Genomic DNA, 14,000 nt, shown 5'->3' on the forward strand with positions numbered 1-14,000 from the left:
ATGGAGAAATTTTTTAAAAAAATACAACCACACTCTGGGAAAATTTTAACTTTTATAGTGGTTGTTTTTTTCTCATATTTAACATATAATTTATACCATGCTCCTGTAAGTGGTTTTGAAAATAAGTTTGTTTATTTGCTTAAAGAGCATGGTTATATCATACTTTTTGCTTGGGGTATGTTAGAGGGAGAAGCAGGTCTTGTAATGGCTGGACTTTTATCTCACACAGGCGATATGAATCTATACTTTGCTATTTTTGTAGCAGGTCTTGGTGGATTTGCTGGTGACCAAGTATATTTTTATATAGGAAGATTTAACAAAGGTTATGTTCATAGAAAATTTAAAGGTCAAAGAAGAAAGTTTGCCCTTGCACATTTACTTTTAAAAAAACATGGTTGGCCAATAATCTTTATGCAAAGATATATGTATGGTATGAGAACAATCATACCAATTTCAATAGGTCTTACAAGATATAGTGCAAAAATGTTTGCTTTTATAAATCTGCTTTCTGCTTGGCTTTGGGCTGCTATTACTATCGTGCCTGTTTGGTATTTTGGTGAAGAGATTTTGAAAGTATTGCATTTTTTAAAAGAGCATTGGTATTTTGCCTTACCATTTGCAATAATCTTTGGTGGAAGTATAATTTACTATTTTAATAAAGCTACTAAAAAAAAGGATAAATATGTTGAAAATAAACTTAGTTGATAAAGAGAAAAAACTAAAATCAGGTTTAGAGATAATCATCTTAGATGATCTAAACAATACAAAAGATAAAAAAGTATTAAAAACACTAAACTTTGAAGCAAAAGATGAGTGTTGTGAGCTTTTATTACAAAGCTCAAAAATATATGTAGGATGCGAAGCAAATGACTATGATAGCATAGCAATAGCTGTTGCAACTGCTATAAAAAAGTTTAGTTCAACTACACTAAAAAGTGCAAAAATTTACTTAAAAGATACAAAAAATTTAAAAGCAGTAGTTGAGGGTGCTCTTTTGGCTGATTATAAGTTTACAAACTACAAATCAGAACAAAAAAAGATTAAAAAACAAGAGTTTAATATAGTTGTTGATGAAGTAAATAAAAAATTAGAAGATACTTTAAATGAGTCAATAATCATAAGTGAGGCTGTAAATAAAGTAAGAGATATGGTAAATACTACACCTGGTGATTTTTACCCTGAAATCATGGCAGAAACAGCAAAAGATATCGCAATGGAAACTGAACTAGAGTGTAAAATATTAGATGAAAAATATTTAGAAGAAAACTCTATGAACGCAATGTTTAGTGTAGGTATAGCATCAGTACATGAATCAAAACTTATTCATTTAGCACACAAACCAAAAAATGCCAAGAAAAAAATAGTGCTTGTAGGTAAAGGTCTTACTTATGATTCAGGAGGGTTATCTTTAAAACCAGCTGATTATATGACAACTATGAAATCAGATAAATCAGGAGGTTGTGCAGTACTTGGTATCGCTTATGCAGTAGCTAAGTTAAACCTACCAATTGAACTACATGCAATAGTAGGTGCTGTTGAAAATATGATAGGTGGAAATGCATATAAACCAGATGATGTTTTAACTGCAAAAAATGGTAAAACAATAGAAGTTAAAAACACAGATGCAGAGGGAAGACTTGTACTTGCTGATTGCTTATGTTATGCACAAGATGAGATAGAAGATATTGACTATATTTTTGATTATGCAACACTTACAGGTGCTTGTGTAGTAGGAGTTGGTGAATACACAACTGGAATCATGGGAAATAATCAAAAACTAAAGCAAGAAGCAGTAAAACATGCCTTAGCTTCTGGAGAGTACGCAACATCACTTGATTTTAATAGATTTTTAAGAAAAACAATAAAATCAGATGTTGCAGATATAAATAACATAGCAAGCACAAGATATGGAGGAGCAATCACAGCTGGGATTTTCCTTGATAACTTTATAAAAGAAGAAAACAAAGACAAATGGATACACTTTGACATAGCAGGACCTGCATATGTTGAAAAAGCATGGGGATATAACCCCTTTGGAGCAAGTGGAGCAGGTGTAAGAATGACACTAGAGTTTTTCAAAAACCTAAAATAAAAAAAAACAAATCTCGGACACCCGAATTCATTCGGGTCTTTCCTTTTGCACACTTTTTGCACGAATAAATTCGCGCCTCCAAAACACTTTCATTTTCGGAATCCCGAATTCATTCGGGTCGCATTTTTGCACGGATAAATCCGCGCCTACAAAACAACATGCACGAATAAATTCGAGCCTCCAAACCGGAACCTCGAATTCATTCGAGGCACTATTCCCTTTCTACTTACCTAACCAACTATTAACCACTTTTTATATACAATAAAAACAAAAAAATCAAGGTATAAACTATCATGCAAAATAAAAATTACAAAATAGCAATAGCAGGTACTGGATATGTAGGACTATCAAACGGAGTTTTACTTTCTCAATACAATGAAGTTGTTGCTCTTGACATTATCCCTGAAAAAGTAGAACTATTAAACAATAAAAAATCACCAATAGAAGATAAAGAGATTGAAGAGTATTTACAAACAAAAGATTTAAACTTTAAAGCAACTTTAGATAAAAACCAAGCATATAAAGATGCAGACTTTGTAATCATCGCAACACCAACAGATTATGACCCTGAAACAAACTATTTTAACACAAAAAGTGTAGAATCTGTAATAAGCGATGTTTTAAGTATCAATCCAGAAACTTTGATGATTATTAAATCAACTGTTCCAGTTGGATATACAAAATCTTTGGAAGAAAAGTTTGACACACAAAATATCATCTTTAGTCCAGAGTTTTTAAGAGAAGGATTAGCTTTATATGACAACTTATATCCAAGTAGAATAATAATAGGCGAACAAAGTAAAAGAGCTGAAATCTTTGCAACACTTCTAAAGCAAGCAGCAATAAAAGAAGACATAAGCATACTTTATACAAACTCAACAGAAGCAGAAGCAATCAAACTTTTTTCAAATACATATCTTGCTATGAGAGTAGCTTTTTTTAATGAACTTGATTCTTATGCACAAACTCATAACCTAAGTACAAAACAGATAATACAAGGTGTAGGATTAGATCCAAGAATAGGAAGTCACTATAACAACCCAAGTTTTGGATATGGAGGATATTGTCTACCCAAAGATACAAAACAACTAAGAGCAAACTACCAAGATGTACCAAATAACCTAATAAGCGCAATAGTAGATGCCAATAGCACAAGAAAAGATTTTATCTCTGATGATATCATAAAAAAAGCAAGAGAACTATCAAGTGATACAAAAGAGATAAAAGTAGGTATATATAGACTTGTGATGAAATCAGGAAGTGATAACTTTAGAGCAAGTGCAATTCAAGGAATCATGAAAAGAATCAAAGCAAAAGGTATAGAAGTAGTAGTATATGAACCAGTACTAGAAGAAGAAGACTTCTTTAACTCAAAAGTTATAAAAAACTTAGAAGAGTTCAAAAAGATAAGTGATGTAATAGTAGCAAACAGAATCTCAGAAGATATAAAAGATGTAGAAAACAAAGTCTACACAAGAGATATCTTTAATAGCGATAGCTAAAGGAACCTCGAATAAATTCGAGGCATTTTACTTTTTGCACGAATAAATATATTCTGGAACCCCGAATTCATTCGGGGCATTTTTTGCACGAATAAATTCGAGCCTCCAAACACCATGCACGGATAAATCCGCGCTTCCAATATAGCTAAATAAAACCTCGAATTCATTCGAGCCACTACAAAAAATCACAAAAAAGTTTCAAAAATGTCACCTAGATTAACCAAAATTAAAACATAGTTTAAATATAATATTAGCCATAAAAATAAAAGGTAATAAAGATTTGAAGATACTAGTAACAGGAACAGCAGGATTTATAGGTTATCATCTAACTAAAAAACTTCTGCAAAGAGGTGATGAGGTAGTAGGACTTGATAATATCAATGACTATTATGACCAAAACTTAAAATATGCAAGATTAAATGAACTAGGAATAAACAAAGAAGATATAGAAGCTGAACTTTTATCTTCATCTACTATAAATAGTACAAAATATTCAAATCATAAATTTATAAAAGCAAACCTTGAAGATACAGAAACTATAAATAGAATTTTTCAAGAAGAAAAATTTGATGCAGTATGTAACCTTGCAGCACAAGCTGGAGTTAGATACTCACTTGAAAATCCACACGCATATATTCAAAGTAATATAGTGGGATTTTTAAATATCCTTGAAGCTTGTAGAAATTTTGATGTTAAAAACTTATCATTTGCAAGTAGTTCTTCTGTATATGGATTAAATAAATCACAACCTTTTAAAACTATAGACCATACAGACCATCCTGTGTCTCTTTATGCTGCTACAAAAAAATCAAATGAAATGATGGCACATTCTTATGCCCATCTTTATGGTATATGTACTACAGGTCTTCGGTTTTTTACTGTTTATGGTCCATATGGAAGACCAGATATGGCACCTATGCTTTTTACAGATGCAATACTAAATAATAAAGAAATAAAAGTTTTTAATCATGGTGATATGAGCAGGGATTTTACTTATATAGATGACATAGTAGATGGCGTTATAAAAGTAATAGATAATCCCGCCAAACCAATAGGAAACTCAAGTTTATTTGAGGCTAATTCGGGGCAAAATCTTCCATCAGATAAATCAATAATTTCATACAGAATATACAACATAGGAAATAACAATCCTGTAAAACTAATGGATTTTATAAATACTATAGAAAAAACCATAGGCAAAGAAGCTAAAAAGAACTTTTTGCCAATGCAAGATGGAGATGTAAAAAGTACCTATGCAGATGTAAGTGATTTGATAAATGATTTTGGATATAAACCAAATACACTACTTGAAGATGGTATTAAGAAGTTTGTGAAATGGTATAAAGAATTCTATGGTAAAGGTAAATGAATTTGATGCAAGAACAAAGTGAAAAAAAATCTGTAGAGAAAAAAGTATTATTAGTATTTGGAACAAGACCAGAAGCTATAAAAATGGCTCCACTAGTAAAAGCATTTGAAAATGAATCTAATATTGAAGTAAAGGTATGTGTAACAGCACAACATAGAGAAATGCTTGATCAAGTACTAGAATTGTTTGACATTAAACCTGATTATGATTTGAATCTTATGAAGCCAGGACAAGACTTATATGATATTACATCAAATGTTCTTTTAGGATTAAAAGGTGTATTAAGTGAATTTGAACCTGACATAATGCTTGTGCATGGTGATACTACAACTACAAGTTCAGCTAGTTTAGCTGCATTTTATCAACAAATAAAAGTAGGTCATGTAGAAGCAGGACTTCGAACAGGGGATATATATAGCCCATGGCCAGAAGAAGCTAACAGACAAATTACTGGTGTATTAGCTAATTATCATTTTGCACCTACTTCTGCAAGTAAAAACAATCTTTTAAAAGAAAACAAAGACCCTAAAAATATTATCGTAACAGGAAATACAGTAATAGATGCACTATTTTTAGCATTAGAAAAAATAAAAAACAATAGTGAACTAAAAAACAAAATCCACCAATCACTAATCACTAATCACTATTCACTACAAGATAATCGCAAGATTATCTTGGTAACAGGTCATAGAAGAGAAAATCACGGTGAAGGTTTTATAAATATATGTGAAGCATTAAAAACTATTGCAGTAAATAATCCTAATATAGATATAGTTTACCCAGTACATTTAAATCCAAATGTTCAAAAACCAGTAAAAGAGATACTATCAAACACTTCAAATGTATATTTGATAGATCCACTTCAATATGAACAGTTTATTTATATGATGGACAAATCATATTTTATCATAACTGATAGTGGGGGGGTGCAAGAAGAAGCACCATCTTTAGGTAAACCAGTATTAGTTATGAGAGAAACAACAGAAAGACCAGAAGCAGTTGAAGCTGAAACAGTTAAGTTAGTAGGAACTAATAAAAAAATGATTATAGAAGAAGCACAAAAGCTTATAGATGATAAAACAGAATATGAAAAAATGAGTAAAGCACATAATCCTTATGGAGATGGTAAAGCTTGTGAAAGAATTGTAGAATTTGTAAAGGGAGTAGAATTTTAATGACAAAGAAAAAAATATGCGTAATAGGACTTGGATATATAGGACTTCCAACAGCAGCACTTCTAGCAAACAGAGGATATGAAGTACATGGAGTTGATGTAGTACAAAGTACAGTTGACACTATAAATCAAGGTAAAATTCATATTGTGGAACCTGAACTTGATACCTTTGTAAAAAGTGCAGTAAATAGTAATAAGTTAAAAGCAAGTTTAAAACCTGATTTTGCTGATGTTTTTATAATAGCAGTACCTACTCCTTTTCATAAAGGCTATGTTCCAAACACTGATTATATTATAAGTGCAACAAAAGCAATAGCACCATATGTAAAAGAAAATAATATAGTAATACTAGAATCAACTTCTCCTGTGGGAACTACAGAACTTGTTGAAAAAACTTTAAAAAAAGAAAATGTAAATACATCTAAGCTTTATATATCACATTGTCCAGAGAGAGTTTTACCAGGTCATATAATGAGAGAATTGGTAGAAAATGATAGAATAGTAGGTGGTCTTACACAAGAAGCTACAGAAAAAACTGTAGAATTTTACAAAACGTTTGTAAGTGGAGATGTACTAAGTACAGATGCAAGAACAGCTGAGATGGCAAAACTAACTGAAAACTCTTTTAGAGATACAAATATAGCCTTTGCAAATGAACTTAGTATGCTTTGTGATAAGTTTGATATAAATGTATGGGAATTAATAGAACTTGCAAATAGACATCCAAGAGTAAATATCTTAAACCCAGGAGCTGGTGTTGGAGGTCATTGTATAGCAGTTGACCCATGGTTTATAGTACATGCAGGTGGAAAAACAGCTAAGATGATAAAAACTGCAAGAGAAGTAAATACATACAAAACAGAATGGGCTATAGAAAAGATAAAAAATGCAGCATTAAAATTTGAAAATGTAAATGGAAGAAAAGCAAAAGTAGCTTGTATGGGATTGGCTTTCAAGCCAGATATTGATGATTTAAGAGAATCACCTGCTTTATATATTACAAAACGACTTAAAGCTGATGGTTTAGATATATTAGCAGTAGAACCAAATATAGAAAGTCATGAAGAATTAGAAATTATTGATTATAGAAAAGCTTTAGAAGAAGCAGATATAATTACTTTTCTAGTAGCTCATAAAGAATTTAAAAATATTAATATTAAAACTGATTTAGATTTTTGTGGGGTAATTAATTAATGCTAAATATATTAAATCTAATAGGACGAACAAAAGAACTTTTTTTTGATGATATAAAAATTCATGATAAAGAGTTGAGAAAAATAGTATCTAGTTCATCTTTTTTAGTTATAGGTGGTGCAGGTAGTATTGGTCAAGCTGTTACTAAAGAGATATTTAAAAGAGATCCTAAAAAACTTCATGTTGTAGATATCTCTGAAAATAACATGGTAGAACTTGTTAGAGATATTAGAAGTAGTTTTGGATATATAGATGGAGAGTTTGCTACATTTGCTCTTGATATTGGAAGTAGTGAATATGATGCTTTTATAAAAGCCGATGGAAAGTATGATTATGTATTAAATCTCTCAGCTTTAAAGCATGTAAGAAGTGAAAAAGATCCGTTTACTCTTATGCGTATGATTGAAACAAATATTTTCAATACGGATAAAACCTTGGCTCAAGCTATTAAAAATAATACTAAAAAATATTTTTGTGTAAGTACTGATAAAGCAGCAAATCCAGTAAATATGATGGGTGCTAGTAAAAGAATAATGGAGATGTTTGTAAACAGGAAATCTAAAGATATAGATGTATCTATGGCAAGATTTGCAAATGTAGCTTTTAGTGATGGTAGTTTACTTCATGGATTTAATCAAAGGTTAGAGAAAAATCAACCAATAGTTGCACCAAATGATATAAAAAGATACTTTGTTACTCCAAAAGAGTCTGGTGAGCTTTGTCTTATGAGTTGTGTATTTGGGGAAAATAGAGATATTTTTTTCCCAAAGCTTAGTGAAAATTTACATCTTATATCTTTCGCAGATATAGCAGTAAAGTATCTTAAAGAAAAAGGATATGAACCATATCTTTGTAAAAATGAAAATGAAGCAAGAGAATTAGCAAAAACTTTACCATCAAAAGGTAAATGGCCTTGCTTATTTACTGCTAGTGATACAACAGGTGAAAAAGATTTTGAAGAATTTTTTACAAATAAAGAAGTTTTAGATATGAACAGATTTGAAAATCTTGGAGTTATCAAAAACGAAGCTTTATTCGATGAAGATAAATTAAATCATTTTGAAGCTACAATTAGAAATTTTAAATTAAATTTATCATGGACAAAAGAAGATATTGTAAAAGAGTTTTTTATAATGATTCCAGATTTTGGACATAAAGAAACGGGGAAATATTTAGATGGTAAGATGTGAGAACCGTGTAAAAAGAGTGAATAGTTTCACTCTTTTAGGTTCGGAACCGAAAATTATATGCTGTAAGCATAATTGGAGGCTGTTCCTTTGAAAAATATTGTTGATTTTATAAAACAAACTTTTAATACAAAAGAATTTATTCCATTGCACGAACCAAGATTTATAGGTAATGAAAAAAAATATTTAAATGATTGTATTGATTCTACATTTGTTTCAAGTGTTGGTAAATATGTGGATACTTTTGAAAAAGAGTTTGCCAAAACTGTAGGAAGTAAATACGCAATAGCAACTGTAAATGGTACAGCAGCTCTTCATATTTCATTACTTTTATCAGATGTGAAAAGAGATGATGAAGTTATCACTCAACCACTTACTTTCATTGCAACTTGTAATGCAATAAGCTATATTGGTGCAAAGCCTGTATTTGTGGATGTGGACTTGGATAATATGGGGTTAAGTCTTGATTCACTTAAAAACTTTTTAGAAAATAACTGTGAAATCCAAGATAACAAGTGCATAAATAAAACGACTGGAAATATAATAAAAGCTTGTGTTCCTATGCATACTTTTGGGCATCCTTGTAAAATAGATGAAATCAAAGAAATTTGTGATAGTTGGAATATAGCATTAGTAGAAGATGCAGCTGAAAGCTTAGGGTCATTTTATAAAGATAAACATACAGGAACTTTTGGAAAATTAGGAGCATTTTCTTTCAATGGAAACAAAATTATAACTTCAGGTGGTGGTGGAGTTATAGTAACTGATGATGAAGACTTAGCTAAAAAAGCAAAACATCTTACAACAACTGCAAAGGTTCCTCATCCATATGAATATGTACATGATGAGATAGCATACAACTATAGACTGCCAAATATAAATGCAGCTCTTTTAGTAGCACAATTAGAAAATTTAGATAAATTTTTGCAATCAAAAAGAGAGTTAGCGAATATATACAAAGAGTTTTTCTCTTCAACTAATATAGAATTTATCAAAGAACCCAATAATTCAAATTCAAATTACTGGCTCCAAGCTATTAAACTAAGTACAAAAATAAAAAGAGATGAATTTTTAGAAATAACTAATAAAAATGGTGTTATGACAAGACCAATTTGGAAACTAATGAATGAACTTGAAATGTTCAAAGATTGCCAAAAAACAGATTTAAAAAATGCAAAATATCTTGAAGAAAGAATTGTAAATATTCCAAGTAGTGTGAGGTTGTAAATGAAGGATTTATATATAATTGGAACAAGTGGTTTTGCTAGTGAAGTAACTGAGTACATTTTGGATAATAATGATTATAAAATTAATGGATATTTTGATATTAATAAAATAGAGTATGATAAATATAAGTATGTAGCTCCTTTTTTAGGAAATGAAAGAGAATTTAATTTCACCTCAAATGATAATGTAGTCATTGCGATTGCAGATTATAAATTAAGAAATAAAGTTTATTTAGAATTAAAAAATAAGGGAGTCAATTTCCCAAATATTTTTCATAAAAGTTGTTTTATTTCTATTTCTTCTTCAATAGATGAAAGCTCAATCCTTTGTCCTTTTGTCACTATAACATCAAATGCAAATATAGGAAAAAACTTTCAGGCAAATATTTATAGCTATGTAGCACACGATTGTATTATAGGTGATAATGTAACTTTTGCTCCATCTGTAAAATGTAATGGAAATGTTGTTATTGAAGATAATGTGTATATTGGTACTGGAGTTATAATACATCAAGGAAAAGCTAATAAACCTTTAAAAATTGGAAAAGGTGCAGTCATTGCAGCAGGTGCAGTTGTGACTAAAAGTGTAGCAGAAGGCAAAGTTATGTTTGGAAATCCTGCTGTTGAATTTACTAAAGAAAATATCAAAAGGAGAAGTTAAATGGCTAATTTTTTAAATGCTATTCCTCTTGAAGAGATTAAAATAGGTATGAGTGCGACTTATTCACAAACTGTAACAGATGCGGATATTAAATCTTTTGCAGGAATATCAGGAGATAGGAATCCAGTTCATTTAGATGAGAAGTATGCAGAGGAATCAAGATATAAAAAAAGAATTGCTCATGGAATGATGACAGCGTCTTATTTTTCAGCATTATTTGGTACTAAAATACCTGGTGAAGGGTGTGTTTATGTGGCACAGTCTTTAAAGTTTAAAAGACCTGTTTATGTTGATGATACTGTAACTGCAACAGTAGAGGTGATTCAAGTTGATTTATCTAAAAAAAGAGTTTTTTTAAAAACAACTTGCAAGGTTAATAATAAAATAGTAACAGACGGTGAAGCAGAAATATTTATCCCATGATGAAAAATAAAATAGCATTTTTAACAACAATCTTTCCTATGAATATACAATATTTATATGATTTTTTTGATTCATTAAAAAATCAAACATGCCAAAATTTTGATGTAATAGTTGTAAATGATGGATATAAAGAGTTTGGAAAAATTAAATCAAATTATAATCAATTAAATATAATTGAACTTAAATATTCCAATACACCAGCGAAAAATAGAGAATATGGAATAAATTATTGTATAGATAACAATTATGATATTTTAATTTTTGGTGATAGTGATGACTATTTTGCAAAGAATCGTATTGAAAAATCAATTGAACTTTTAAGAGAAAATGATATAGTAGTAAATGATTTAAGTCTTTTTGATGAAAGTGGTATTTATGAAGAAAACTACTTATCTCATAGGTTAGAAAATTTACAAACAGTTGATTTTGAATTTATAAAAAATAAAAATATCTTCGGACTTTCGAACACTGCAATTAAATTAAATGATTTAAAAGGAATTAACATTCCAGATGATTTAATTGCAGTAGATTGGTATTTTTTTACTTTATTACTTTGTGAAGGGCAAAAAGCAATTTTTACAAATGAAACAGTAAGTTATTATAGACAATATGAAGAAAATACAGTTGGAATTAAAGAACTTGATGAAGGGTCTTTTCAGAAAACTTTAAAAGTAAAAAAATTACAGTATGAAGCTTTGAAAGATAAGATTAATGGAATTGATACAAAATTAAAAGAATTATCAGATATTAAATTTGATAATCAAGAAAAAATAAATTATCCACTTTGGTGGGAACTAACTTAGAGGAACAAATATGAAAGTACAATTGACAAAAAATAAAGAACTGTTTAATTACTGTAAACCATATGTAATTGCAGAATTAGGGGCAAATCATAATGGTGATATGAATTTAGCAAAAAAACTTATATTACAAGCTAAAGAAGCTGGAGCTGATTGTGTTAAGTTCCAAAGTTGGACAAAAGACTCTGTATTTGCTAGAAAAAAGTATGAAGATAATTATTTTATTGCAGATGATTATAGAGATAGAACAGACTATACTCTTGAAGAAATAGTCGATGAATACTCTATTTCAGAAGAAGAATTATTAGATATGAAAAAGTTTGCTGATGAAATTGGTATTGATTGCACTTCAACTCCATTTAGTAAAAAAGAAACAGATTTTTTAGTAGATAAGTTAGAGAGCCCTTTTATAAAAGTAGCTTCTATGGATTTAAATAATTATCCTTTCTTAGAGTATTTAGCAAAAAAAGGAAAGCCTATTGTTATTTCAACAGGACTTAGTGAATTGTATGAAATTGATAAGGCTGTTAAGACAATAGAGAATGCTGGAAATAATCAAATAGTTATTTTACATTGTGTATCAACTTATCCTCCAGTTGATAATGATGTTCATTTAAATAATATTAAAACTTTAATGGCAATTTATCCTGAATATCCTATTGGTTTTTCTGATCACACTTTAGGTACAGCTATCCCTCTTGCATCAGTTGCACTTGGTGCTTGTCTAATTGAAAAACATTTTACACTTGATAAAAATATGGAAGGTTGGGACCATAAAGTTTCAGCTACAAAAGATGAAATGAGAGAAATAGTAGAAAATGCAACAAGAATATCTGATGCATTAGGTTCTTTTAGAATCACTGCAACGGAAAGTGATGAAAAGAAAAGAGAATTTAGAAGAAGTATAGTTTTAACTAGAGAAATGAAAAAAGGTGAAGTGATAGCTTATAATGATATAGATTATAAAAGACCAGGTGGTGCATTTGATCCAGAAATGACAGAATTTATAGTTGGAAGAACTGTAAATAAAGATTTAAAATTTGACCATATACTTACAAAAGAGGATATTGTATAAAAATGAAAATTATTATTTCGAGTAATCATGAATTATTTAAAGATAGTGTTATGAACGATTTTTTAAAAGAAAGTATGATGGTTGCGAGAAGTTTAGATACTGGAAGTTATGATAAGTTAATGCTTAATGAAGATTTTTTTTCCATACCTCAAAACACTTTATTAAAAGATTCTAAAGATTGTATATATGAATCTCATAAAAAATACATTGATATTCATATAGTAGTAAAAGGTAAAGAAGCTGTAGAATTAATTGATTTGGCAAAATCTAGTGTTGTACCTTATGAAGCTAATTACGATAATGATTACTTCTTATATCATAGTGACACTGTAGAAAAAAGGATTATTTTGGACGAAATCCAAATAGCCGTCTTTGATTTTGATGATGTGCATAAGGTAGGTATTAAGAGTACTAATGATGAAGTTTCAGTAAGAAAAGTTGTTTTGAAAGTTACAAAAAGTTTATTTGAGAAGGAATTTATAAATGAATAAAAAAACAATCGCATGTGTAGTTGCAAGAACAGTATCCACGAGATTACCATTAAAAGTTTTAAGAAATGTTATAGATGAATACTCTATGCTTGACTTTATGCTTCAGAGATTAAAACTAGTAAAAAATATAGATGATATTTATATTTGTACTTCAGATGAAATGGTCGATGATATATTAGAAGATGTCGCGGTTAAAAATAAAGTAAAAATATACAGAGGATCACCAGATGCAGTAATTGAAAGATTGATTTCAGTTGGTAATTTTGAAAATGTAGATAATGTTATTCGCATTACAGGTGATAATGTTTTTACTTCATATGAATACTTAGAAGAGCAAATAAAGATTCATAATCAAAACGAATTAGACTACACTAGAATAATAAATGTGCCTATTGGGGCAACGGCTGAAGTAATGAAACTTGAGGCTGTAAAAGAGTGTTATGACTTAATAGACCCTGCAATAAGTGAGTATCTGCTTTTATATATGTTTAAACCCGAGCATTATAAATGCGGAGTTATAAAATTAAATGAAATTCCAAAATCATCAAACTATACAGTTACGGTAGATACAAAAGAAGATTTAAATCGAACAAAAAATATTTTTAAATACTTCAAAGGGAATCCCTTGACAATTGCATTAAAGGATATTATAGAAATTATCGATACTCACAATATAGAAAATTCTAAAATAGAATTTGCTGGTAATGTAAAAATGCCCTACGGTAAAGAAATTACATTTGAAGAATTTCAAAGTGACATGAATAACAGAATAAATAATTCTCTTCAATTTACAATAGGAGCATAAG

The 14,000-nt window shown here is 29.6% G+C and carries 14 protein-coding genes; all 14 read left to right on the forward strand.

The annotated features are described in order from the left end of the window. Nucleotides 1-705 carry a DedA family protein gene (locus ACAN_RS04350; RefSeq protein WP_079577121.1) on the forward strand — a complete coding sequence of 235 codons (705 nt, stop codon included), beginning with the start codon at nucleotides 1-3 and terminating at the stop codon, nucleotides 703-705. Further along, nucleotides 686-2,092, forward strand: a complete 1,407-nt coding sequence (locus ACAN_RS04355; RefSeq protein ID WP_099334098.1) for a leucyl aminopeptidase — start codon at nucleotides 686-688, stop codon at nucleotides 2,090-2,092. The genes ACAN_RS04350 and ACAN_RS04355 overlap by 20 nt, the downstream gene beginning before the upstream one ends. A 293-nt stretch (nucleotides 2,093-2,385) precedes the next feature. Further along, nucleotides 2,386-3,594 (forward strand): nucleotide sugar dehydrogenase, encoded by a 1,209-nt coding sequence (locus ACAN_RS04360; protein ID WP_099333941.1) that lies wholly within the window; start codon nucleotides 2,386-2,388, stop codon nucleotides 3,592-3,594. Between the two features lie 280 nt (nucleotides 3,595-3,874). Beyond that, nucleotides 3,875-4,963 (forward strand): NAD-dependent epimerase, encoded by a 1,089-nt coding sequence (locus tag ACAN_RS04365; protein ID WP_099333942.1) that lies wholly within the window; start codon nucleotides 3,875-3,877, stop codon nucleotides 4,961-4,963. 5 nt (nucleotides 4,964-4,968) lie between these two features. After that, nucleotides 4,969-6,138: a non-hydrolyzing UDP-N-acetylglucosamine 2-epimerase gene (gene wecB / locus ACAN_RS04370; RefSeq protein ID WP_099334099.1), complete on the forward strand. Its 1,170-nt coding sequence runs from the start codon at nucleotides 4,969-4,971 to the stop codon at nucleotides 6,136-6,138. Continuing rightward, nucleotides 6,138-7,331, forward strand: a complete 1,194-nt coding sequence (gene wecC, locus ACAN_RS04375; RefSeq protein ID WP_099333943.1) for a UDP-N-acetyl-D-mannosamine dehydrogenase — start codon at nucleotides 6,138-6,140, stop codon at nucleotides 7,329-7,331. Before wecB ends, wecC begins: the two co-directional genes overlap by 1 nt. After that, a complete protein-coding gene (locus tag ACAN_RS04380) occupies nucleotides 7,331-8,521 on the forward strand; it encodes a UDP-N-acetylglucosamine 4,6-dehydratase (RefSeq protein WP_099333944.1) in 1,191 nt (396 codons plus the stop codon). The genes wecC and ACAN_RS04380 overlap by 1 nt, the downstream gene beginning before the upstream one ends. An 87-nt stretch (nucleotides 8,522-8,608) precedes the next feature. Beyond that, a complete protein-coding gene (locus ACAN_RS04385; protein ID WP_099333945.1) occupies nucleotides 8,609-9,745 on the forward strand; it encodes a LegC family aminotransferase in 1,137 nt (378 codons plus the stop codon). Further along, nucleotides 9,746-10,405, forward strand: coding sequence for an acetyltransferase (locus tag ACAN_RS04390; protein WP_099333946.1), 660 nt, complete (start codon nucleotides 9,746-9,748; stop codon nucleotides 10,403-10,405). Continuing rightward, nucleotides 10,406-10,828 carry a MaoC family dehydratase gene (locus tag ACAN_RS04395; protein WP_099333947.1) on the forward strand — a complete coding sequence of 141 codons (423 nt, stop codon included), beginning with the start codon at nucleotides 10,406-10,408 and terminating at the stop codon, nucleotides 10,826-10,828. It abuts the gene before it with no gap. Further along, entirely contained in the window at nucleotides 10,825-11,631 is an 807-nt protein-coding gene (locus tag ACAN_RS04400; protein WP_099333948.1) for a glycosyltransferase family 2 protein, read from the forward strand. The genes ACAN_RS04395 and ACAN_RS04400 overlap by 4 nt, the downstream gene beginning before the upstream one ends. 10 nt (nucleotides 11,632-11,641) lie before the next feature. Then, complete coding sequence (locus tag ACAN_RS04405; RefSeq protein ID WP_099333949.1) at nucleotides 11,642-12,703, forward strand: N-acetylneuraminate synthase family protein; 1,062 nt, start codon at nucleotides 11,642-11,644, stop codon at nucleotides 12,701-12,703. A 2-nt stretch (nucleotides 12,704-12,705) separates the two neighbouring features. Further along, nucleotides 12,706-13,194, forward strand: a complete 489-nt coding sequence (locus ACAN_RS04410) for a YhcH/YjgK/YiaL family protein (RefSeq protein ID WP_099333950.1) — start codon at nucleotides 12,706-12,708, stop codon at nucleotides 13,192-13,194. Next, entirely contained in the window at nucleotides 13,187-13,999 is an 813-nt protein-coding gene (locus tag ACAN_RS04415) for a cytidylyltransferase domain-containing protein (protein ID WP_099333951.1), read from the forward strand. Before ACAN_RS04410 ends, ACAN_RS04415 begins: the two co-directional genes overlap by 8 nt. The last annotated feature ends 1 nt before the right edge of the window (nucleotide 14,000 follow it).

This window comes from Malaciobacter canalis (assembly GCF_008000835.1).
Lineage (GTDB): Bacteria > Campylobacterota > Campylobacteria > Campylobacterales > Arcobacteraceae > Malaciobacter > Malaciobacter canalis.